We start from the raw sequence: 22,282 nt of genomic DNA, 5'->3' as shown, positions 1-22,282 counted from the left end.
GCGGGGCGGGTGCCCCGGCTTCGGGATACAGAAGGGGTACGGGAGGGGGTGCGGGGATCAGGCCGCGTGCGCGAGAAGGTGGCGGACGAGGGTGATCAGGGCCTGCGCGGAGGACTTCTGGTCCCGGGCGTCGCAGAAGACGACCGGGGTGTCCGGCAGCAGGTCGAGGGCCTCGCGCAGCTCGTCCTCGGCGTGCCGGGAGTACGGATCGAAGCTGTTGACGGCGACCGCGTACTCCAGCCCGTAGGTCTCCACCAGGTCGATCACGGGGAACGTGTCGGCCAGCCGCGCCGGGTCGACGAGCAGCAGCGCGCCGAGCGAACCGCGCGCCATGTCCTCCCACAGCTCGACGAACCGCTGCTGCCCCGGCGTACCGAACAGGTAGAGCACCAGCTCGTCGCTGAGGGTGAGGCGTCCGAAGTCCAGGGCGACCGTGGTCGTCGTCTTGTCGGGCGCCCCGCGCAGATCGTCCACCTGCGCGGCGGCCTGCGTCATCCGCTCCTCGGTGCGCAGCGGGGTGATCTCGGAGAGCGTGCCGATCAGCGTCGTCTTGCCTACGGCGAAGTGCCCGACGACCAGGATCTTCGCGGCGCGCCGCACCGCGTCCGGCACATAGATGCTCTCAGCCGAAGCGGACTTGGAGTCCATGCAACACCTCTTCGAGGATCTTTCTGTCGACGAGCTGGGCCGGTGGCGGAGCCTTGCGGCGCAGGAGATGTCCCTGCTGGTTTAAGTCCTGGAGCAGCAGCCGCGCCACGCCGACCGGCAGCCCGAGGTGGCCGGCGACCTCCGCCACCGAGAGGTAGCCGCCGGAGCACAGCTCCCAGATCGCCTTGATCTCGGGGCTCGGGTTGGGCGGCGGCTGCCGGTCGGGGGCGAGGGTGACGAGGGTGACGAGGGAGAGTTCGTCCGCGTCGGGCAGCCCCCGTCCCCCGGTGATGACGTAGGACCGGACGAACCCGGCGCTGACGCTGGACTCCTCGCCCGGGACGCTCATATCTCGCTGCCCACGTTCTGGCGGGGCGGCGTCGTCATCGCCTTGCCCAGCGCGGTGACCTGCTGCTGCATCCGGAAGGACATCGCCTCCATGTCCACGTCGGCGGCTGCGGTGGCGGCGAGGTAGGCGCCGGTACCCGCGGCGATGAGGAAGATCCAGCCGTCCTCGTACTCCAGGAGCGTCTGGCGCCAGCGGCCCGGGTCACGGGTGCCGATGAAGGGGGCGACGGCGCGGCTGAGGGACTGCATGGAACTCATGGCCGCGGCGACGGTCTCCGCGTCGTCCCGGCCGATCTCGCTGGAGTTGGCGAGGAGCAGCCCGTCGGCGGAGACGAGGATCGCGTGCCGGGCTCCGGGTACCTGGAGCACATCGTTGAGTACCCAGGACAGGTCGGGGTTCACTGGATCTCGGATCCTTCCGTGGTCGTCGTCGTGGACCGCCCGGAGCGGGTGCCGCGCTGGAAGGCGCCCAGGCGGGAGGCGGTCTCCTCGCTGCTGCGCAGCGGCTGGGGCTCGGCCGGGGGCACCGCGGAGACGGGGCTCTTGCGACGACGCTTCGGCAGGCCGCCGGAGGTGGTGGTGATCTGGGCGAGCTGCTGCGTGGCGGTGTCCGGGCGCCGGTCCGCCGGGGGGAAGAGCGGGGTGGGCGGGTTCGGCGCGGGGGCGGGCGCCTGCTGCTGCCACTGAGCGGGCTGGTGGATCTGGGGCTGCTGATGCTGGTTCCCGTACGCCTCGGGGTCCTGGGGGACCTCGGCGGCGGCCGGGGAGGGCTGCGGGACCTCAGTGGTGAGCAGCTCGTCGGGGATCAGTACCACCGCTCGTACGCCTCCATAGGGGGAAACGGAGTCCACCGAGACCCGGAACCCGTAGCGGGCGGCGAGCATCCCGGAGACGGCGAACCCGAACTGCGGCGGGATGCCCAGGCTGGAGACGCTGATCGCCGCCTGGGGGGTCAGCAGGGCCGCGGCGCGGTCCTTCTCCTCCTGGCCCATGCCGAGACCGGCGTCGTCGACGATGAGGCAGACGCCCGTCGGCACGGCCTGGATGTTGATCTCCACCGGGGTGCCGGGGGCGGAGTAGTTGGTGGCGTTGGCGAGCAGCTCGGCGAGGACCACGGCGACCGGTTCGACGGCCCGGCTGACGACCGAGAAGTTCACCTGGCCGTTGACCCGGACCCGGTCGAAGTGGCGGATACGGCCCTGGGCGCTGCGGGCCACGTCGAAGACGGAGGCCACGGTCTCGCGTCGGCCGAGCCAGCCGCCGCAGAGGACGGCGATGCCCTGGGCGCGCCGCCCGAACTGGCTGTTGGCGTGGTCCATGGCCATCAGGTCGGCGAGGATCCCGGGGTCGTCGCCGTACTTGCGCTGGGCCTTCTCGATCACGACCTGCTGCTCGTCGGCGAGGCCCTGAAGAGTGCGGACGGCGGCCTTGAGGACCGCTTTGGTCTCCTCCTCGGCGTCCTTGCGGACCTCGGCCAGCTCGGATGCCTGCCGCTGGAGGAGCCCGTTGTGGACGACGTGGAGTTCGTCCCGCTGCCGCAGGAGCTCGTCGCGCTCGGCGCTCAGCTCGGCGTTGCCCCTGCGTAGTTCGACGTTGGTCGCGCGAGCCCGCAGAACGGCACCCACGGCGACCACTGCTACGACAACCAGCGCCCAGATGACGGGGCCCTGTGGAAATGTCATGAGACTCACTTCAAGTGCCATGGCTGGAAACGGCTTGACACCCCGTCATGCGGCACGCGACCAGGGCTTGTTCGCCACGACCGTGCGCCGCTTCGGGAGGTGCCCCTCCGAAGGTGGGGCCGAGGAATCCATTCCTCCCGGAATGCCCCCATACGCCATCAGCCCACTGGAAGTAAGATGATCTTACCATCGGTCGCACGCTGAAATGTCAAGCCCGCCACGCCAGTTGTCACTTGGCGCAGAACGTTCACATTGCGGAGACGTGGAGGAGGCCGTTCTGCCCTGTTGCCTCCGATGCTCCGCGCGGACCGGGGCGGCCCCGAGCCCCGATCTCCCGGAGGGCCCCCGCGAGGTCCACGTGGCCGAAGACACGTTGCCCGCGAAAGTGCTCTTGGTACCTTGAAAAATCGCAGCGTAGGACGCAGGGCTGACGGGGGAGGACGCCTTCATGGCTTGGGACGAGTGGGAGCAGCTGAAGAACCAGGCGGCCATGCAGCTCAACGGGATACCGGACGAGGGCAACGGCGCGGCGCCGGGCGGTGATCTCAAGGTCAGCCAGAAGGATCTGGCGGCCGTGGGGGACAGCGCCTTCAAGCTCTTCGAGAGGCTGGGGAAGGACGGGCGCGATGCCTGGTCCGCCAGCCAGAGCGCCGCCAAGGACCTGACGACCCAGGGCTTCGCACTCGGCGGTGGGCTCAACCACGTCCAGAAGCGCTGGGAGAAGCAGCTCACCTCACTGCTGGACGCCTGCGCACACATCTCCAACCACATGGACTACACCAAGAACGCCCATGCCGGCGAGGAACACCACATCTACTCGACCATCAGCAGCATCTCCACCCTGGACGCGGGATTCACCGAGAGGACCCAGCGCTGATGGACCTCGAAACCCTGCGGCATGCCAACTTCGCCCAGCTCAACGAGGCCATCACGGCGTGGAGCGGGATGGCGAAGAAGCTCAAGGCGCTGGACACCGACGCCCGCGACGACCTCAAGGCGAAGGCCGACAAGGCGAACTGGGCCGGGCTGAACGCCACGGTCTCGCGGGAGTTCATCACGAAGACAGCGGGGGAGTTCGGCGACGCCCACACCCAGGCGACGACGATCCACAACATCCTCAAGGACACCCGCGACGAACTGGTCGAGTACAAGGCCGAACTCGACCAGGTCCTGGAGCGGGGCCGCAAGAAGAACATCACCGTGGTGCCCACGGGTAACGGCGGCTTCACCGTCACGATGCTCATCCACCCCGACCGGGCCGCCAAGGGCACCGAGGTCGCGGACCACTCGCAGCAGGATGTCGACCACCTCCGGGACGACGTGCAGCGGATCCTGAACCGGGCTACACAGAGCGACACGAGCGCCGCGAAGGTCCTGAAGGCCATCGCCGACCAGGCCGAGGTGGGCTTCTCCGGCGCTCGGTACAAGGACCGCGACTCCGCGGCCGAGGCGCTGAAGAAGGCGGAGGAGGCGGCGAAGCTCATCAGGGAGAAGGGCGATGAGATGACGCCCGCCGAGTTCCGGAAGCTCAACTCGACACTGGGGTCGTTCAAGAACGACCCCCTGTTCCAGGAGAAGTTCGCCACCACGCTCGGACCGAAGGGCGTCCTGGACTTCTGGGCGGACCTCACGGACGTCTCGTCACCGAACGACCTGGCCCGCACCCAGCTGAACCAGCTCGGAGAGTTCCAGAAGAACCTCGGCCTCACCCTGGCCGGCGCCACCCAGTCCGACAGCCCCGCCATGCGCGCCTGGGAGAACGACATGGTGAAGTTCGCGGGCGAGCGCTACCAGACCCGCGGGTCGCAGGTGTGGGGCTTCCAGCTGATGAGCAACCTCATGCGGGTCGGGGACTACGACGACCGGTTCCTGAACAAGTACGGCAACGCACTGGTCGAGACCGAGAAGAAGATGAAGCTTCCGGGGAACTACTGGTCCGGCGGGGTCGGCGGCCCGAGCATGCCGAAGATGAACTTCATGAGCGACGAGGACTTCGGTCGCGACCCGATGACCGGCTTCATGAAGGCCCTGGCGAACAGCCCGGACGCGTCGACGGAGTTCTTCAACGCCAAGGAGCCGCAGGACAATGCGGAATGGGTACTGAAGGAGCGCAAATCCTTCGACGACACCCCGCTGGACGACGGGGCCAACCCGGCGCTGGAGGCGACGGGGAAGGCCATGTTCGCGGCGGTGTCGGGGGTCAGCGACCCGAACGCCGAAGGTGTGAAGTTCACAGAACACACCCCGGAGCAGACCGGGGCCATGAAGCGCTCACTCGCCTTCCTCGCGCAGACGGGGAACGACTTCCCGCCGGAGCTGCGCGACGACATGGCCAGGGCCCTGGGCAACCACGGCGAGGCCGTCCACAAGTCCATGAGCGACCCGCTGGGATCCAAGGGCCTCGACTCCGGTCAGCTCATGGAAGTGAGCAAGCAGATCTCTCGCAACAAGGACACGTACGGTCTGCTCAACGAGCAGCTGAACTACGCCATTCTGGCGGACATTCATACCGAGAAGGCTCACCCGGAGGACAGTCTCGACAAGGCCGGCCGTACCGTCGGGTTCCTTGAGGAAGCCCGGTACCAGGCGACCAACGACAAGAAGGACGGGGACATCACCGACGCCACGTGGAAGAAGACGTGGACGTATCACCTTGTGGGCGGTGTCCTCACGCCGCTCGGGGGAGGGGTCCTCGGCGACCCTCTGCAGAGAGGCGTCGACATCATTACGGCCGCGTGGCTTCAGGACAAGTCCAATGAGATCAACGATGCTTCGAAGGAAGACAACAGGGATACCTATGCAAAGCGGAACGGGCAGCTTCGCGCCATTGCCGACGAGTGGTACAAGGTGAACTCGGACTGGGCCGAGGACCCGAGCCACGAGGGGTACTCGAAGGGGCACGGGGTCTACGGCTCCATAGAGGCATCCGCCAACGACGGTAACGCCAAGGCGGAAAAGGTTGTGGGCGGTCGGTGAAGAGGACGCAGTTCCGGTCGAGCGTGCTGGTGGTTTTCTGCGCGCTGGCTCTGCTCACGTCAGGGTGTGGTGCGGACCGCGAATACGCGATACCGAAGGAAGTATGCGAAGTCCCAGTGGGAGAGAAGGAGCTGGAACCTCTTCTTCCTGCTGGGGAGAAGGTCAACGTGGCGGGTGACCCCATCGTGACGAACAGCGGAAGTTACTGCAGTATCAATGTGGACGACTACAGGGCGGCCTCCCTCGCTGTTGAACAGGTCGACAAGTTCTACGACCCGATGAGCGAGCGTGAAAGCTTCCGGTTCGAGAACCGGAAGCAGATGGCGCCCTTGCCGTTCGGCGGCGCCGGAGCGATGGGCGACCGGAACGTCATGATCAGCACTCCGTGCGGCCTACCGGCGGCCGACCACCTGATCCTCTTCCTCATCGCGGGCGAAAAGGCCCAGAAGGACGTGAGTGTGCGCCGGAACGACATGGAGAGGTTCATGCTCGACTTCGTTCCCAGAGTCAAGAAGGCGATGGCCTGTTCCGCCTGACCACTACCCGCGCCCGAGATCACCGGCTGGGCGCTTCCCGGATACCGCGCCGCGCAACAACGCGGCCGTGATGCGCGGTCAGGTGGAGGCGCGGGTCTCCAGGGCCCAGGCGTGGCGGCGGACCGTGTCAGGGGTGGTGCGGCCCGCCAGGATGTCGCAGAGCAGCTCGGCGCAGGCGCGCCCGTACGCGGCGGGGCGCAGGTCGACCGCCGTGACGGGCGGCTCGGCGGAGCGGGTGGCGGTGCCGTCGACGCAGGAGGCGATGAGGAGGGGAGTACGGGGGTGGGTGGCGGGGGCCGTACGGGCGCGAGGCGCCGCCGGTGGTGAGCCGGGCCCCACCGGGCGGCCCAGGGCCGCCGCCGCTCGCAGCACGCCCGGAGCCGCCCCGTCCGGCGCGCAGATGACCGCGTCCACCGCCGGATCCGAGCGCAGCAGCGCCAGCGTCGTCTCCTCGGCCTCGCCCGGGGTGGCGGCGAACGGCACGGTGCGCAGTGCCACGGCGATGCCGCGCTCCTGCCCCCAGGAGGCGGCTGTGGCCCGCAGGGCGGTGGCCCAGGCGGAGGTGCCCGCGGGGGCCAGGACGGCGGGGCGGCGGGCGCCGCGCTCGGTCACATGGTCCAGGAGCGCGGTGAGCGAGGCTGCGTTGTCGCAGACCACGGCGCCGCTGGGGGCGGCGGCGGGGCCGAGGTAGCGCTCCCCGGTCACCACCGGGACGCCCGCGTCGAGCAGCGCGGGGACGGCGCTGTCGTCCACCTCCGGGTCGATCACCAACAGCCCGTCGACCCGCGAGGCGACCGGCCCGCTCGTGGCGCCCGCGGCGCCCGCGGAACCTCCGGAGCCGCCGGCGTCCGCGACGCTCGCCGGGGCGAGCAGCATGACGTCGAACCCCTCCTCCTGGGCGCGTTCCACCGCCCCGAAGGCGAGGTTCATGTAGTAGTCGAGCCGGGTCGCCGTCCGCGGCAGGTGCAGCCCGATGGCCCCGGTGCTGGAGCGGCGCAGCCGCCGGGCCGCGCTGTTGGGGCGGTAGCCCAGCTCCTCCGCCACCGCGCGGACCCGGTCCCGGGTGGCCGCCGCTACGCGGCCGGAGCCCTGCAGCGCGTCGGAGACGGTGCTCTTGGAGACCCCGGCGGCGCGGGCCACATCGAGGAGGGTCACGGTCCGGGAGGTCACGGGGGTGAAGTCTAGACGTTCGGGGAGGTACGGGGCGGGGGGTTGCCGGAACGTTCCGGCAGCGTTAGATTCGGATTCTTGCCGGAACGTTCCGGCAGCCTCCTCCGCCCCACACCTCGCGCCCCCTGGAACTGGTCATGCGTCTGATCACCGCGTACAACCCGCCCGCCTCCCCGACCCGGACACGCCCCGCCGACCGTGCCCCCCTGCGCGTCGCGGCCGTCCAGCAGCGGTGGCACCGCGACCCCGCCGAGCACCGCGCCGCCCTCCTGGAGGGCATCCGCCTCGCCGCCGCCGAGGGGGCCCGGGTGGTCTGCCTCCAGGAGCTGACGCTCTCGCCGTACTTCGCGGTCGTCCGCCGCGCCGACCACCCCGCCCCGGCCGAGCCGGAGGAGCTGCTGACCGGCCCCACCTTCACCTTCGCCGCCGAGGCGGCCCGCGAGCAGGGGGTGTACGTCCACGCCTCCCTGTACGAGAAGGCCCCGGCACCCGGCGGCCGGGACGACGGCCTCGGCTACAACACCGCGATCCTCGTCGCCCCCGACGGCACCCTCGCCCAGCGCACCCGCAAGACCCACATCCCGGTCACCGAGGGGTATTACGAGGACGACTGGTTCCGGGCAGGTCCGGCGGGCGACGACGCCTTCCCGCTGGTCACGGTCGACGAGGCCCGCTTCGGCCTGCCGACCTGCTGGGACCAGTGGTTCCCCGAGCTGGCCCGCGCCTACTCGCTCGCCGGGGCCGACGTCCTCGTCTACCCGACCGCCATCGGCTCCGAGCCCGGCTTCCCCGGCTTCGACTCCCAGCCGCTCTGGCAGAAGGTGATCACCGGCAACGCCATCGCCAACGCCACCTTCATGGTTGTCCCGAACCGCATCGGTGCCGAGAACGGCCTCACCTTCTACGGCAGTTCCTTCATCGTCGACCCGTACGGCCGCGTCCTGGCCCAGGCCCCGCGCGACGAGCCCGCCGTACTGGTCGCGGACCTCGATCTCGACGCCCGCCGCGACTGGCTGGAGCTGTTCCCGTTCCTGACCACCCGCCGCCCGGACGCGTACGGTCCGCTCACGGCCACGGACTGAACGGTGGAGTGACGGGGGCCGAGAGGGGTAGGGGAGGCCGGTCACGGGGTCGGGTGAGCCCCAGAGGAAACCGGCGGGATATCCCCATGGTCCGGGGGGCCGCCGGGCGGAGATCATTCACCTATGACTTCCGTGAGCACCACAAAGACGATCACCGCGGTCGCGTCCGGCCGTTGGACCCTGGGCGATCTCCCGGTCAGCCGCATCGGCTTCGGTGCGATGCGGCTGCCGCAGACCGGCCCGGCGCTCGTGGCGGACGCCGTCCCCCGCGACCGCCGGGCGGCCCTGTCCGTGCTGCGCGGTGCCGTCGATCTCGGGGTGAACCACATCGACACGGCGGCGTTCTACTTCTCCCCGCTGCGCTCGGCCAACGAGCTGATCAACAGGGCCCTCGCCCCCTACGCGGACGACCTCGTCATCAGCACCAAGGTCGGCCCGGCCCGCGACAGTACGGGACAGTGGATCCCCCACGCCCGCACCCCCGAGGCGCTGCGCGGCCAGGTCGAGGAGAATCTGCGCCAGCTCGGCCGCGACCACCTCGACGTGGTCAACCTGAGGATCGTCGGCACGGAGTCGATAGCCGAGCGCTTCGGCGCTCTGGCCGACCTGCGCGAGGCCGGGCTCATCCGCCACCTGGGCCTCTCCAACGTCACCCCCGCCCACCTCGCCGAGGCCCGGGCCATCGCCCCGGTGGTCTGCGTGCAGAACCGGTACGGGATCGGCGTACGGCCCGAGGACGACGCGTTCGTGCGGGACTGCGGGCAGCAGGGGATCGCGTTCGTGCCGTTCTACGCGATAGCCGGGGCCGGCGGGGAGGGCGGCGCGACCGTGCCCGAGCCCGCCGAGATTCTGGCCGTCGCGAAGGCCCACGGCGCGAGCCCGGCGCAGGTCCGGCTGGCCTGGACCCTGCACCGGGGGCCGCACGTCCTGGCCATTCCCGGCACCGGCGACGCCGACCACCTGACAGCCAACGTGGCGGCCGGCGCCCTGCGGCTTTCCGAGGACGAGCTGGAGCTGCTGGAAGGCGTGCACCGGAGGGCCCTGACCGGCGGCTGACCCTTCCCGCTCAGCCTCTGTTCAGCCCCGTCCAGCCCCGTTCGACCCTGCTCGAGGACGGGCGGTGCGTCCTGAAGGTGACCGAAGCGGATCAGGCCACGTTCGGCCTCGGTGGCCGGGTCGGTCCTGCGGGAGGAGGCGGCCCGCCGCGCCCGGGCGCGGTTTCCCCGTACCGGACCACCCCAGGCGGGCCCGGCCGGGCGGGGCGGTCTCGTCCGATACGCGGCTGAAACAGACCCGCGCGGTCCCCGAAGCGCTGCGCTGACCGTCCGGAAGCACGGCTCCCGGACGCTGGGGGGCGTACGCCGACCCCCGGCGCACGCGATGTTGGGAGACTTGTGCCGAGCACCGAGGAGCGCCTGAGTTCCGAGCCGCCCCCGAGCGCCCGGCCGGCCCCCGGCCCGCTCCCGCCCCCGGCAGAGGCGGGACCCGAGCCCCGAACCGGACCTTCCGCGGCTCCTCGCTCACGCCCCCGCCCCAGAGGCAGCCGCCGGGCCCTCCTCGCGCTGCTCTGCGCCGCGCTGATGGCCCTGCACCCCCTGGTCCCCAACACCGCCCTCAACATCGGCAGCCTCTTCCAGACCGTGCTGCCCTGGACCGGGATCGCCGTCCCCCTCCTCCTCGCGCTGGCCGCCGTACGACGCTCCCGCATCGCCGCCATCGCCGTACTCGCGCCCGCCGTGGTGTGGGCGACCCTCTTCGGCCCCACCCTCACCGACAAACGGTCCACCGAAGCCGACGGACCCACCGGTCTCACCGTTCTCAGCCACAACGTGGACGAGGCCAACCCCGACCCGGCCGGCACCGCCCGCGCCCTCGCCCGCACCGACGCCGACGTCCTGGCCCTGGTGGAGCTGTCCGAGGAGTCCACGCCCGCCTACGCACGCGAGCTGGCCGCCACCCACCCGCACCACGCGGTGCTCGGTGGCGTCGGCCTCTGGAGCAGGCACCGGCTCACGGCGGTCGCGCAGGTGGAGATCATGCCGTGGACGCGGGCGCTGCGGGCCACGGCGGTCACCCCGGACGGGCCCGTCGCCGTCTATGCGGCCCACCTCGCCTCCGTACGCGTATCGGGTGCGGGTTTCACCACCGCCCGCCGCAACGAGGCGGCCCGGAAGCTGGCCACCGCGCTCCGGGCCGAGGCCGCGCCCCGCGTCGTGGTGCTGGGCGACTTCAACGGCACGTACCAGGACGCGGCCCTGGCCCCGGTCACCTCGCAGCTCCGCTCGGCCCAGCGGGAGGCGGGGAAGGGCTTCGGGTTCACCTACCCGGCCGCGTTCCCGGTGGTCCGCATCGACGACGTGCTCGTCAGGGGCCTGACCCCGCTGGCCTCCTGGACCCTGCCGGCCACCGGCAGCGACCACCGACCGGTGGCGGCGAGGCTGCGGTTCTGAACCACCACCGCCGCCACCACCCGCCTACGATGCACAAAGCACCCCCTACCGCCCCCGACGACCAGGCAGGAACCGTGCCGGAACCCCGGGCCCCCGACCCCGTCAGCGTGCTCGTCGTCGAGGACGACGCCACGATCCGGCGCGCCGTCCAGCTGGCCCTGGAGCGCTACGGCTACCGGGTCGACGTGGCCGCCGACGGGCTGGAGGGCCTGGAGGCGTCCCGCGCGGGCACGTACGACCTGCTGATCCTGGATGTGATGCTGCCCGCGCTGGACGGCATCGGCCTCTGCCACCGCATCCGCGAGGAGAGCCTTGTGCCGGTCCTGATGATGTCCGCGCGCGGTGACGCGCTGGACGTGGTCGCGGGTCTGGAGGCGGGCGCCGACGACTATGTGGTCAAGCCGGTGGTCACCGGCGTCCTGGTGGCCCGCATCCGGGCGCTGCTGCGCCGCGCCACCTTCGCCCCGGACCGGAGCGCGCCGCAGACGGCCCCCGAGCACGTCCTGGTCTTCGGTGACCTGACCGTCGACACCCTCGGCATGGAGGTGCGCCGGGGCGGCCACCCCGTGCCGCTGACCCCGACCGAACTGCGCCTGCTGCTGGAGTTCGCCGCCGCGCCCGGCTCGGTGCTGGACCGCCACCGGCTGCTGCGCGAGGTCTGGGACTACGGCTGGGAGGGGGACACCCGGGTCGTCGACCTGTGTGTACTGCGGCTGCGGAAGAAGATCGGCAGCGGCAGGATCGAGACCGTACGCGGCTTCGGCTACAAACTCGTCCGCGGCTGACCGGCATCATGGACCTCTTCAACCCCCGCGCCCTGCGCTGGAAGATCGCCGCGCTCACCGCCGCCGCCTGCTGCGCGGTGGCGGCGGTGGTCGGCTTCCTGGTCCACGACGCGACCCGTGAGCGCGGGCTGCGGCTGGGCCACGAGCGGACGATCAACCGCCTGATCGCGGCCGAGCGGGAGACGGGCCGGACGGGGAAGGCGCCACCCGACGTCGACGTACGGCCCCGCGCGGAGCTGCCCGAGCCGCTGGCGCGCGACCTCGCCGACCAGCCGGGCTCCGACACCGGCTACGCGACCTGGTACGACGCCGATCCGCCCAACTGGTACTGGATGTGGGGGGCCGCGGCGGCCGGGGACGGGGAGTTCCTGGTCGTACGGGAGGACATGAGCACCGAGGTCCGCAGCCTCCAGCTCCTGGACCGCGCCATCGTGAAGTCCGTCCTCGTCGCGCTCCTCTTCGTCGTCCCGCTCGCCGCCCTGGCCACCGAGCCGATCAACCGGCGGCTGCGCCACGGGGCCCGTACCGCCCGCCGGATCGCGGACGGCGAACTGGACGCGCGGATCGGCGCCACCGGGCGGGCCCGGGACGAGATCACCGAGATGTCGGCCGCCGTCGACGACATGGCGTCCGCCCTCCAGCGCAAGCTGGAGAACGAGCAGCGGTTCACCGCCGACGTCGCCCACGAGCTGCGCACCCCGCTGATGGGGCTGGTCACCGCCGCCGGGCTGCTCCCGGAGAGCGACGAGGCGACCGCGCTCGTGCGGGACCGGGTGCGGGCCCTGCACGCCCTGATCGAGGACCTGTTGGAGATCTCCCGTCTCGACGCGGGCGCCGAACGGGCCAGGCTCGACACGGTCCCGCTGGGCGAGCTGGTGACGGACGTGGTCCGGCGTACGGGGACGAAGACGCGGGTGGGCGCCGACGGCGCGGGGCTGGTGGAGACCGACCCGCGCCGGGTGGAGCGGATCGTGGTCAACCTGGTCACCAACGCGCACCGGCACGGCGCGACCCCCGTCGAGGTCACCGTCGACGGCCCCCGTATCGCTGTGCGCGACCACGGCCCCGGCTTCCCGCCCGCCCTGCTCGACCAGGGCCCGCAGCGCTTCCGTACGGGCGCGGGCGAGCGCGGCCGGGGCCACGGCCTCGGCCTCACCGTCGCCCAGGGCCAGGCCGATGTCCTCGGCGCCCGTCTGGCCTTCGCGAACGCCCCGGACGGCGGTGCGATCGCTACCCTGGACCTGGCGCCACAGCGGCCGGAGGCGGACTGAGACGGAACCGCAACGCACTCTCGCGGCAGCGGAAACGGCACCGCACCGGCCCGGAAGAGCGGCTGGCGGAGGGTGAGGACCGTGCGGAAGACGCACATGTTCTCCCCGGAGGTGCCCATGCCCCACGCCCCTGCCCCCACCCCTCGCCGGAGGTCCTTCCTCGTCCCGCTCTCCGCCGCTCTCGCGCTCGCGACCGGGATGGGCGCCTGGTACGCACTGGGCGGCGACCACCTGACCGCCCCGGACCCCGCGCCCGGCTCCGTCGCCGTGGCGCGGTCGCTGCACCTGCCCTGGCCCACCGAGGGCCAGGCGAGCGTGGAGGTCGAGGGGATCGGCAGCCTCGGCACCCGGGGCGAGCAGCGGCCGGTGCCGATCGCCAGTGTCACCAAGGTCATGACGGCGTACGTGGTTCTCCAGGACCACCCGATGCGGGCAGGCGCCCCCGGCGCGTCCGTCACCGCCGACGAGCAGGCGGCGAACGAGTCGTACTCCTCGGTCGAGACCACGGCCCCGGTCCTGGCGGGCCGCACCTACACCCAACGCCGCCTGCTGGAACTCATGATGGTGCCCTCGGGCAACAACGTCGCCCGGATGCTCGCTCGTTGGGACGCCGGTGGCGAGAAGGCGTTCGTGGCGAAGATGAACGAGACCGCCGCCCTCGGGATGAACCGCACCACGTACACCGGGGTGAGCGGCATGGAAGCGAGTACGCGGAGCACCGCCACCGACCAACTGAAGCTGGCCCGCGCCGCGATGAAGGACCCGGCGTTCCGCGAGATCGTCGCCGCCCGCACGGTCGAGGCCCCCGGCGCCGACGTCACCTTCCGCAACACCAACAAGCTGCTGGGCCGGGACGGCGTCATCGGCCTGAAGACCGGCTCGTCCACCCCGGCGGGCGGCAATCTGGTGTGGGCGTCGACCCAGGAGACAGCCGGCGCACCGCGCCTGATCCTCGGCGTCGTCCTCCACCAGCGAGCCGGCACCACCCCGGCCGAGGGCAGCGCGGCCGCCCACGAGGCCAGCCGCGCCCTGATCACCGAAATCCGCGCCACCCTCCCGGCCGCGCTGTCCCGCGCAGCGGGGCCCTGAGGAGCGCCCGCACGTTCGCGGTGCCGTGCACGGTGGCGCTGCCGGATCGGGCCGGTACGGGTTCCGGCCTACCGCCGACTCGCCCGCACCGAGACCGCGCTCACCGTCGGCGCCACCACCCGGACCGACGCCCGGGCGAGCTGCTCCGACTACGGGCCCCGCGTGGACGACTTCGCGCCGGGCTCCGAGCGGTTGCCGACCGTACCGCTGTTCGGGGCTGTACGGAAGGTGAGCGGTGCTCGCCTTCGTGTCACGCTCTGTGGAAGGGGTCCGGGCACACCCCGTGAGGCAGCGGGTTGTGGTGCGCGGATGCCCCTCGACTCTCCTGTGTCCACTCGGGTATCCGTGCGTTACACACTCGTTGCGTGGTGCCTCGCCACCATCCCCGACGTGACCCAGGTCGCAGTCTTACCAGCCGAATTATGGCAGCGGTGGATCGGTCACCGGCCCGGCCGGCAAGCCGGTGTCCGGAGCACCTAGGCATGCCACCCGCCCGGCACGCACCGTAGGGAACGAAGGTCCCAGAAGCATCGCCGAGAGGGAAGGTACAGGGATGAGTTCCGCTGCTGCTCTTCATACAGACAACCGTTTATCGGACGAGCAGCACCGCCTGCCACTCGACGTCTCCGGAGTCGAGGACATCGTTCTCGGGGAGCTGGGCTCACGCCTGTTCCTCTCCCTGCCCCGCAGTGACCAGCGGCGCAGAGGCATGAACTATCTGCAGGCGCTGATCGCGGCCGAGGGCCGCAAGTCGATCCGGAACATCGCCGCCGTCCTGGGCGGCAGCGCGACCGAGCAGAGTCTGCACCACTTCGTCGCCAGCTCCACCTGGGGGTGGAAGCCGGTCCGCCGGGCTCTGGCCGAACATGTGGTCCGCGTCGCACCTCCGCAGGCGTGGGTCGTCCGGTCCATGGTCATTCCGAAGGCCGGGGAGAACTCGGTGGGGGTGGAGCGGCAGTTCCTTCCGTATACGGGCCAGGTCCTCAACGCCCAGTACGCGGTGGGGGTGTGGGCCGCCTCCGAGACCGGCAGCTTCCCCGTCAACTGGCGGCTGCACCTCTCGGACGCCTGGTTGGAGGACGGGGCCCGCCGGACGCAGGCCTCGATACCGGACGCCGTGGCGTCGGAGTCGCTCGCCGACTGCGCCCATGAGGCGTATCTGGGCATGATGCGGTCCTGGGGGCTGCCGGACCGCCCGGTGGTGCTCGACGGGCACGCCACCGACGCGGCGGACGCGGCGGCCACCGTGCGCTCGTACCACGCGGCGGGCGTGCAGGTGCTGGCCCGGGTGCCGGGCGGCACCCGGCTGGAGGTCACCGACCCGCTGCTGCGCGGACGCAGCGGTACGTCGACGGCGCACCAGATCATGGCGGCCGCCCGGGACCTGCGCCGACCGGTGGCCTGGCGGGCCCACCGGCCGGGGCGCCCGGCCCGCAGGAGCCTGGTGGCGGCGGTCCGGACCCGGATACCGAGCCCGGCGCGGGCGGTGCGCCGCCGCGGGGACCTGGTGCTGCTCGGGGTGGGCGAGCACGGGCGGGGGTGGCCGGGCGAGCTGTGGCTGACCAACATGGCGGACACCCCGGCCGCCGAACTCCTGCGGCTCACCCGGCTCGTCGACCGGGTGGACCACGACTTCCGGGAGGTCGCGGAGCAGGTGGGCATCCGCGACTACACGGGCCGTTCCTTCGCCGGCTGGCACCGGCACGTCACCCTCGCCTCGGCCGCCCACACCGTGGTCGCCCTCAGCCGGGCGGGCGACGAGGCCCGCGCTCTGTGCTGAGGACGCCCACCCCGGCTCACTCCCCGTCGGCGCCGGTGCGGTGGCTCCCGGAGAGCGGTTCCCGGCCCATCAGGGCCGACCTCATCCGCCGCAGTTTCAGGGCCAGCTGGACTTCCAGGGCGCGGTCGGGCCGATGCCAGCCCTCGCCCAGCAGCTCGCTGACCCGCTCCAGTCGGCGCGCGACGGTGTTGGGGTGCACATGGAGCGCCTTGGCCGCGTGGGTGGGCGAGCCGGAGGCGTGAAAGAAGGCCTCCAACGTGTCGGTGAGCTGGGTGAGCCGCTGGTCGTCGTAGCGGGCCACCGGGCCGATCACCGACTCGATGAAGCCGTCCACGTCGTGGTCGTCGGAGACCAGCAGCCCGAGGAAGCCCAGCTCGGAGGCGGCGGCCGACCGGCCCGAGAGCCCCAGCGCGCCCATCACCTCCAGGCACCGCAGTGCCTCCAGATAGCTGCGGTGGATGGGGCCCGCGCCGGAGACCGGGCCGGCGGCGCTGACCGTGACCAGGTGCCGGAGCAGCGGCGAGAGGTCGTTGTGCACCTCCCGGGCGACCTCCGCCGCGTCGGTGCCGGGGAGCAGGAAGACCACCCGGCCCGCCTGCTCCGACTTGAGCCCGTCGTTGCGGTGTGCGTAGGAGGAGGCCCAGATCATGGCCTTGCGCCGGGCGTCGCCGACGGGGCTGGCCACCACGACGACGTACGACTCCTCCAGGGCGACGCCCAGTTTGCGGGCGCGCCGGTCCAGCTCCCGGGCGGAGCGGGTGCGGTTGACCAGGTCGTCCAGGAAGCCGTCGCGGGCCTGGCTCTCCATCACGATGCCGTGGCTGTTCTGCCGGAGCAGCAGGACGGCGGTGGCCTGGGCCACCAGGCCCAGCAGCCGGACGCCGGAGTCCCACAGCGGGCGTTCGGTGCGCAGGAGCACCGCGCCCAGGTTCTCGTCGCCCATCATGACCGGGGCCGCCCACAGGCTGTTCTTGACCCGGAGCGCCTTGCCCGCGGCGTGGGCGTCCATCATCGCCCGGGGGATCATCAGCTCGTCGTCGGGCTGCGCCCCGGCGGTGGAGGCCAGCACGGTGCCGTCGCCCGCGCAGATGGTCAGTACGCCCCCGAGGCCGTCGGCCGCCGCCTCGGCCAGGTTCTGCAGATCGCACCCGGAGAGCACCTGGGACATCAGGAACTCGTGGAGGTCACCGACCTCCTGCCACTGGCGGTGGCCGGCCTCCGCCTCCTCGGTGCGGCGTCGGAGCATCTCCACCTCGGCCGCGGTCCGGTCCATCAGCCAGGCCTTCTCGATGACGGCCCCCGCGAGATCGCCCAGCGAACTCATCAGGGACACCTCGTCCGCGGAGAAGTGGCGCGGCTCGCGGTCCGCGACGTGCAGCACGCCGAAGGGGCCGCTGCCGTGGCAGAGCGGGACCGCCATGATGCCCCGCAGCTCCTCCGCCCGCACCATCTCGTCCAGCCGCTCGTGGTGGGGGAAGCGGGCGTCGCTGAGGTAGTCCGCGCTCCAGAAGGGTGCCGAGGTGGCCAGGACGTCGCTGCTTCCGGCCCCGTGCGGGATCTGCATCCCCACGTGGAACGACGAGACGTGCCCGTCGCTGGCCTCGACCCGGGCGGTGCCCTTCTCCGAGGTGAGCAGGGTGATGTAGGAGATGTCCGCGCCGAGCAGCATCCGGGCCCGGCGGGTGGTCACCTTGAGGAGGGTCCTCAGGTCGTAGGGGGCGGACAGCTCGCGGGCGATGTCCACCAGTGCCGCGAGAGAGGCCTCGCGCTGCTGGCGGCGGTCGAGTTGGGAGTAGATGTGCAGGCCGAGTTTCCGCGCGTTCTCCAGGCGGTCCAGCTGCGGCCCGGGCATTCCCGAGGAGCGGGCCCGGGTGAGGAGCGATTCGAATCGGTCAGGCGGTGCGTCGGAGGCCAGCAGCTCCAGTATGGCCACAGCATCGACGTTCGCCTCGGCTTCGTGTCTTAACACGTGATCCCCCGTTGTGCGGCCCGGCAACATCTCTGGTCAGCGGCCCGGTGCGGCCCACGCGGTCGCGTCGCCACTCCGCCACCGGCACCGCTTGGAAGCGTAATATGCCCTGATCTTCAGGGGGAGGTGGTCCGGGCACCGTAGAACGGCCCAGGGCGGTAGGGAGCGCACTTTTCGCCATACCGCCCGACCGTGCGGGAGGTGGCCGGGCACCCGTGCGGAGCGGGGTGGTGGGGGTCAGAGCAGCGGTCCGCGACGGAAACGGACGGGAAGGTGAACATCTTCCGTCTGTTTCCGTCGCGGGTGCGACGGCGGCGGGGCCGCGCGTCTCAGAGGTCGAGCAGGACGAGTTCCTGGCGGGAGCCCACGCCCAGCTTCGGGTACGCCTTGTAGAGGTGGTGCTCCACCGTGCGCGGGCTCAGGAACAGCTGCGCGGCGATCTCCCGGCTGCTGCTGCCGTCCTTGGCGAGCCGCACCACCTGGAGCTCCTGCGGGGTCAGCCGGTCGATCAGGTTGTCCGCCAGCATCCGGGCGGTCACCAGGTGGTCGCCGGAGGCCTGGAGTTCGGCCCGGGCCCGGCGCATCCACGGCTCCGCCTGGAGCCGCTCGAAGGTGGTCAGCGCCGAACGCAGCATCTCCCGGGCCTCGTTGCGGCGGCGGGCCCGGCGCAGCCACTCCCCGTACAGCAGCTCGGTGCGGGCGCGCTCGAAGGGGCGGCCGCCCTTCTCGTGCAGGTGCAGTGCCTGGGCGTAGTGCTCCGGCTGGTCGGTGAGGAGGGCCTTGCACCGCAGGACCACCGCCTGCGCCCAGGGCGTGGTGGCGGCGGAGGTGCGGGGGCGGGCCCCGGCGGCAGCCCAGTTCTCGAAGTGGCGCAGCGCCTCCTCGGCGCGCTCCGGCCGGCCGAGCCGGACCGCCGCCTCCACCTGGTCGGCGGCGGTGGAGAGGGAGAGCCAGGTGTACCGGTCGGGGCCGGGCGGCGGCGGGGTCAGCCGGGTGAGGGCGGAGTCGAAGTCACCGAGCCCCAGGTCGAGCAGGACCCCCGCGCAGTCCACCCCGGTGCACAGTGCCTCGGGGGTGGCTTCGGACAGCTCCCGCACCCGCTGGGCATCGCCTTCGATCGCGGCGATCCGTGCGCGCACCGTGGCCAGCCGGGCCAGCCGCTGGCGCATCCCGGTGTCCCGGGCGATCTCCTCCGCCTCGGCCACCGTCGCCTCGGCGTCCCGGTGCCGGCCTGCCAGGACCTGGTTCTGCGCCAGGACGTCGAGGGCGTAGGGGAGTTCACCGATGAGGCCCTGGGAGCGGCACCACCGCACCTCCGTCGAGGCCAGATCGAGCGCCGCCTCGTCGTCGCCGAGGATCGTGCCGCAGGTGAGCGCCAGCATCCGGACGGCCTGCTCGTCCACGTCCCGGGTGTCGGGTGCGTCGAGCCGGCGCTCCAGGAACCGGGCGAGCAGCGGCAGCCCGTGCTCGGCGTCGTCCTCGCAGAGCCGCTCCAGCCCCTCCACCAGCGGGTCCGAGCAGCCGCCCGCCGCGAGCCGGGCCCCGGCGGCGCGCACGGTGTCCCCGTCACCGGCCAGCCAGCCGTAGGCCGCCGCCGTACGGAGCATGCCGGAGGTCTCCGGGGTGGCGGAGTCCCCGACGCGGGCCAGCAGTCCGTGGGCCGCCTCGCTCTGGTCGCCCAGTTCGAAGACGACGGCCGCCCGCACCGAGGCGATCGTGGCCCCGACGGCCGGGTCGTCCTGGAGCGGGTCCGCCTCCTGGGCCAGCCGGTCCGCCTGCGCGGCGTGGCCCCCGGTGAGGGCGAGCGTGGCCGCCTCGGTCAGCCAGGAGGCCCGCTGTGCCTGGTCGGTGGTGACCCGGGCGGCGTGCCGGAACAGTCCGGACGCGGCCGCGTACGCCGTACGGCCCCGGGCGCGGCGGGCCGCCTCGGCCAGCTCCAGCGCCACCTCCTGGTCGGGCGCGGTGGTGATCGCCAGCAGATGGCGGGCCCGGCAGTCGGGGTCGACGGCGGCCTCGGCCAGCGCCCGGTGCACGGCGATCCGGCGGGCGAGCACGGAGCCCTGGTACGTCGCCGAGGCGATCAGCGGATGCCGGAAGGTGACCGTGCCGTCCATGACGTACATCAGCCCGGACCGCTCGGCCTCCTCCAGATCGCCGAGGTCCACGCCCAGCAGCTCCGAGGCGCGCAGCAGCAGGGGCAGGTCGCCGCGTGCCTCGGCGGCCGCGATGAGCATCATCAGCCGGGTGCGCTCCGGCAGTCGGCCGATCTGTGATCGAAAGGCCGAGAACACACGGTCCGCGACGGGCAGCGGGGCATGCTGGTGCGGCTGGTCGCGCCGCGCGGAGTCGAATTCGATGAGGGCGAGCGGATTGCCCGCGGACTCGGTGATGATCTGGGAGCGCAGGGCGGGGGCCCGGCCGCGGTCGGCCAGCAGTCGCGAGGAGTCCTCGAAGCCCAGCCGTGTGAGCCGCAGTTCGGGGATGCCCGGGGCGGAGAAGCCGTCGTCCCGGCCGGCCAGCACCATCGCCACGCCCTCGGCGGCCAGCCGGCGGGCGGCGAAGAGCAGGGCCTCGGCCGTGGCCTGGTCCAGCCACTGGGCGTCGTCGACCAGACAGAGGAGGGGGCCGTCCTCGGCGAGGTCCGCCAGGACGGTGAGGACCGCGAGGCCGGTGAGGAAGCGGTCGGGGCCGCGCTGCTCCGCTCCGGTGCCCAGGACCGCCCGCAGGGCCGCCGCCTGCGGCTCGGGCAGGGCGTCCAGGCGTCCCTGCACGGGCCACAGGAGCTGGACGAGGCCGCCGAAGGCCAGATCCGCTTCCGGCTCGATACCGGTGACCCGTAAGATACGCAGCTCTCGTCCGTCGTCCCCGTGCTCCGGGTCCGGCTGGGCCGCCGTCTCGGCGAGCCAGTCGAGCAGTGCCGTCTTGCCGATCCCCGCCTCACCGCGTACCAGGAGTGCACCGCTGCACCCGGCACGTGCCGCGGCCACCAGTTGCGTCAGCCGCTCCTGTTCGGTGGTTCGCCCGTACAGCACCGACGTCCCCCTCCACCCGCTACCAGACCCGCCCGCATGCCATCGGTATACGGTCCCATGTTACTTACCCGTGAATACGTACCGGGAGCAGTAGAGACTACGGATTCCCCGCGCGGGCGCCGCTCCTACCGTTGTGATCAGGACATCCCCTGATGATCACAACCCGATGGAGGAGACCATGGACGAGCTGTTCGCCCCCCTGCGCGTGGGCAAGGTGACCCTGCCGAACCGCCTGGTGATGGCACCGATGACCCGCAGCCGTTCCGTCGACCGTTCCGTGAACGCCCTGACCGCCGACTACTACGCCCAGCGCGCCGGGGCCGGGCTGATCATCACCGAGGGCACCCAGCCGAGCGTGATCGGCCAGGGCTACATCGACACCCCGGGGCTGCACTCCGCCGAGCAGGCCGAGGCCTGGCGCCGGGTGACCGACGCGGTGCACGCCGCCGGCGGCCGGATCTTCGTCCAGCTCATGCACTCGGGCCGGGTCGGCCACCCCAGCCTCTACCCGGACGGTGCTCTTCCGGTCGCGCCCTCGGCCATCGCCACCGGCGGGCAGATGTACACCCCCGACGGCATGGTCGACCACCCGGTCCCGCGCGAGATGACCCTGGAGGACATCGCGCAGACCGTGGAGGACTTCGTCTCCGCCGCCAAGCACGCGGTGGACGCCGGGTTCGACGGGGTGGAGCTGCACGGCGCCAACGGATACCTGATCCACCAGTTCCTGGCCGACGGCTCCAACCACCGCACCGACGTCTACGGCGGTTCGGTGGAGAACCGGGTCCGGTTCGCCGACGAGGTCGCGCGGGCCGTCAGCGACGCCATCGGCCCCGAGCGCGTGGGCATCCGCATCTCGCCCGGCTCCACCAGCGAGGGCATCAGCGAGAGCGACCCGGCCGAGCTGTACCGCACGCTGATCCGCACGCTGGCGCCGTACAACCTCGCCTACGTGCACGTCATGGAGTTCGGCCACCGCGAGGTCACCGAGCTGATCCGGGCCGAGTGGCCGGGCACCCTGATCCTCAACCCGCACAAGACCGGCACCGAGGCGTCCGTGACCCCCGAGATCGCGCTGGAGGTCCTCCAGGACGACCTCGCCGACGCGGTCAGCCTCGGCTCGCTCTGGCTCGCCAACCCCGACCTCCAGCGCCGCATCCGGGTCGGCGGCCCGTTCAACTCGCCGGACCCGGCCACCTTCTACGGCGGCGACCACAAGGGCTACACGGACTACTCGACGCTGGACGTCTGAGCCCGGGCCCGCGACGACAGCCCCTGCTCGGAGCCGTACCACCGCACCACCGCACCAGCTGTGAGCCGCACGACCCCGGGGGGGGGGGGGGGGGGGGGGAGAGGGGGGGGGGGGGGGGGGGGGGAGGGGAGGGGGGGGGGGGGGGGGGGGGGGGGGGGGGGCGGGGGCGCCCCCCCCCCCCCCCCCCCCCCCCCCCCGGCCAGCGCGCTGGC

Annotated in this window: 18 protein-coding genes; 11 read left to right on the top strand and 7 right to left on the bottom strand. The window is 72.1% G+C overall.

The features are described from left to right. Positions 1-57: 57 nt before the first annotated feature. Genes AC0682_RS24275 through AC0682_RS24260 form a run of 4 tightly spaced genes read right to left on the bottom strand, consistent with a single transcriptional unit; the run spans position 58 to position 2,678 of the window. The gene (locus AC0682_RS24275) at positions 58-648 is read right to left on the bottom strand and encodes a GTP-binding protein (protein ID WP_478535084.1); all 591 of its coding nucleotides are present in this window, start codon (positions 646-648) and stop codon (positions 58-60) included. After that, entirely contained in the window at positions 623-997 is a 375-nt protein-coding gene (locus AC0682_RS24270) for a DUF742 domain-containing protein (RefSeq protein WP_478535083.1), read from the bottom strand. The genes AC0682_RS24275 and AC0682_RS24270 overlap by 26 nt, the downstream gene beginning before the upstream one ends. After that, positions 994-1,398, bottom strand: a complete 405-nt coding sequence (locus AC0682_RS24265) for a roadblock/LC7 domain-containing protein (RefSeq protein WP_478535082.1) — start codon at positions 1,396-1,398, stop codon at positions 994-996. The genes AC0682_RS24270 and AC0682_RS24265 overlap by 4 nt, the downstream gene beginning before the upstream one ends. Beyond that, positions 1,395-2,678, bottom strand: coding sequence for an ATP-binding protein (locus tag AC0682_RS24260; RefSeq protein WP_478535081.1), 1,284 nt, complete (start codon positions 2,676-2,678; stop codon positions 1,395-1,397). The genes AC0682_RS24265 and AC0682_RS24260 overlap by 4 nt, the downstream gene beginning before the upstream one ends. Positions 2,679-3,126: 448 nt before the next feature. Between AC0682_RS24260 and AC0682_RS24255 the strand changes: the two genes are divergently transcribed. The 3 genes from AC0682_RS24255 to AC0682_RS24245 are packed head-to-tail and all read left to right on the top strand — an operon-like array spanning position 3,127 to position 6,190. After that, positions 3,127-3,555 (top strand): hypothetical protein, encoded by a 429-nt coding sequence (locus AC0682_RS24255; protein ID WP_478535080.1) that lies wholly within the window; start codon positions 3,127-3,129, stop codon positions 3,553-3,555. Further along, positions 3,555-5,654, top strand: coding sequence for a hypothetical protein (locus tag AC0682_RS24250; protein WP_478535079.1), 2,100 nt, complete (start codon positions 3,555-3,557; stop codon positions 5,652-5,654). The genes AC0682_RS24255 and AC0682_RS24250 overlap by 1 nt, the downstream gene beginning before the upstream one ends. Further along, the gene (locus tag AC0682_RS24245; RefSeq protein WP_478535078.1) at positions 5,651-6,190 is read left to right on the top strand and encodes a hypothetical protein; all 540 of its coding nucleotides are present in this window, start codon (positions 5,651-5,653) and stop codon (positions 6,188-6,190) included. Before AC0682_RS24250 ends, AC0682_RS24245 begins: the two co-directional genes overlap by 4 nt. A 78-nt stretch (positions 6,191-6,268) precedes the next feature. Here AC0682_RS24245 and AC0682_RS24240 read toward each other — a convergent pair whose 3' ends face one another. Next, positions 6,269-7,360 (bottom strand): LacI family DNA-binding transcriptional regulator, encoded by a 1,092-nt coding sequence (locus tag AC0682_RS24240; protein ID WP_478535077.1) that lies wholly within the window; start codon positions 7,358-7,360, stop codon positions 6,269-6,271. Positions 7,361-7,497: 137 nt separating this feature from the next. Between AC0682_RS24240 and AC0682_RS24235 the strand changes: the two genes are divergently transcribed. From AC0682_RS24235 to AC0682_RS24205, 7 genes are all read left to right on the top strand, one after another. Next, positions 7,498-8,442 carry a carbon-nitrogen hydrolase gene (locus AC0682_RS24235; RefSeq protein WP_254812209.1) on the top strand — a complete coding sequence of 315 codons (945 nt, stop codon included), beginning with the start codon at positions 7,498-7,500 and terminating at the stop codon, positions 8,440-8,442. A 123-nt stretch (positions 8,443-8,565) separates the two neighbouring features. Further along, entirely contained in the window at positions 8,566-9,498 is a 933-nt protein-coding gene (locus AC0682_RS24230; RefSeq protein WP_478535076.1) for an oxidoreductase, read from the top strand. A 506-nt stretch (positions 9,499-10,004) separates the two neighbouring features. Next, a complete protein-coding gene (locus AC0682_RS24225) occupies positions 10,005-10,892 on the top strand; it encodes an endonuclease/exonuclease/phosphatase family protein (protein ID WP_478535129.1) in 888 nt (295 codons plus the stop codon). Positions 10,893-10,921: 29 nt separating this feature from the next. Next, the gene (gene cseB, locus AC0682_RS24220; RefSeq protein ID WP_478535075.1) at positions 10,922-11,677 is read left to right on the top strand and encodes a two-component system response regulator CseB; all 756 of its coding nucleotides are present in this window, start codon (positions 10,922-10,924) and stop codon (positions 11,675-11,677) included. A gap of 8 nt (positions 11,678-11,685) precedes the next feature. Next, positions 11,686-12,948, top strand: a complete 1,263-nt coding sequence (locus tag AC0682_RS24215) for a sensor histidine kinase (protein ID WP_478535074.1) — start codon at positions 11,686-11,688, stop codon at positions 12,946-12,948. Positions 12,949-13,065: 117 nt separating this feature from the next. Then, positions 13,066-14,037, top strand: coding sequence for a D-alanyl-D-alanine carboxypeptidase family protein (locus AC0682_RS24210; RefSeq protein ID WP_478535128.1), 972 nt, complete (start codon positions 13,066-13,068; stop codon positions 14,035-14,037). A 553-nt stretch (positions 14,038-14,590) separates the two neighbouring features. Beyond that, on the top strand, positions 14,591-15,817 hold the full coding sequence (locus AC0682_RS24205) for an IS701 family transposase (protein ID WP_478535073.1): 1,227 nt from the start codon (positions 14,591-14,593) through the stop codon (positions 15,815-15,817). A gap of 16 nt (positions 15,818-15,833) precedes the next feature. Here AC0682_RS24205 and AC0682_RS24200 read toward each other — a convergent pair whose 3' ends face one another. Both AC0682_RS24200 and AC0682_RS24195 read right to left on the bottom strand, forming a co-directional pair. Then, the gene (locus tag AC0682_RS24200) at positions 15,834-17,750 is read right to left on the bottom strand and encodes a helix-turn-helix domain-containing protein (RefSeq protein ID WP_478535072.1); all 1,917 of its coding nucleotides are present in this window, start codon (positions 17,748-17,750) and stop codon (positions 15,834-15,836) included. Positions 17,751-18,115: 365 nt separating this feature from the next. Next, entirely contained in the window at positions 18,116-20,818 is a 2,703-nt protein-coding gene (locus AC0682_RS24195) for a helix-turn-helix transcriptional regulator (protein WP_478535071.1), read from the bottom strand. A gap of 166 nt (positions 20,819-20,984) precedes the next feature. Between AC0682_RS24195 and AC0682_RS24190 the strand changes: the two genes are divergently transcribed. After that, positions 20,985-22,070: an alkene reductase gene (locus AC0682_RS24190; RefSeq protein WP_478535070.1), complete on the top strand. Its 1,086-nt coding sequence runs from the start codon at positions 20,985-20,987 to the stop codon at positions 22,068-22,070. The last annotated feature ends 212 nt before the right edge of the window (positions 22,071-22,282 follow it).

The organism is Streptomyces sp. NPDC043746, assembly GCF_056436485.1.
The sequence above is the reverse complement of the archived record's forward strand: the minus strand, read 5'-3'. Positions and strand labels throughout refer to the sequence as shown.

Coding starts and splice junctions, on each gene's coding strand:
- cseB (WP_478535075.1), top strand. CDS start 10,922: ATGCACAAAGCACCCCCTACCGCCCCCGACGACCAGGCAGGAACCGTG.
- AC0682_RS24275 (WP_478535084.1), bottom strand. CDS start 648: ATGGACTCCAAGTCCGCTTCGGCTGAGAGCATCTATGTGCCGGACGCG.
- AC0682_RS24255 (WP_478535080.1), top strand. CDS start 3,127: ATGGCTTGGGACGAGTGGGAGCAGCTGAAGAACCAGGCGGCCATGCAG.
- AC0682_RS24215 (WP_478535074.1), top strand. CDS start 11,686: ATGGACCTCTTCAACCCCCGCGCCCTGCGCTGGAAGATCGCCGCGCTC.
- AC0682_RS24235 (WP_254812209.1), top strand. CDS start 7,498: ATGCGTCTGATCACCGCGTACAACCCGCCCGCCTCCCCGACCCGGACA.
- AC0682_RS24210 (WP_478535128.1), top strand. CDS start 13,066: ATGCCCCACGCCCCTGCCCCCACCCCTCGCCGGAGGTCCTTCCTCGTC.
- AC0682_RS24190 (WP_478535070.1), top strand. CDS start 20,985: ATGGAGGAGACCATGGACGAGCTGTTCGCCCCCCTGCGCGTGGGCAAG.
- AC0682_RS24205 (WP_478535073.1), top strand. CDS start 14,591: ATGAGTTCCGCTGCTGCTCTTCATACAGACAACCGTTTATCGGACGAG.
- AC0682_RS24250 (WP_478535079.1), top strand. CDS start 3,555: ATGGACCTCGAAACCCTGCGGCATGCCAACTTCGCCCAGCTCAACGAG.
- AC0682_RS24230 (WP_478535076.1), top strand. CDS start 8,566: ATGACTTCCGTGAGCACCACAAAGACGATCACCGCGGTCGCGTCCGGC.
- AC0682_RS24260 (WP_478535081.1), bottom strand. CDS start 2,678: ATGACATTTCCACAGGGCCCCGTCATCTGGGCGCTGGTTGTCGTAGCA.
- AC0682_RS24270 (WP_478535083.1), bottom strand. CDS start 997: ATGAGCGTCCCGGGCGAGGAGTCCAGCGTCAGCGCCGGGTTCGTCCGG.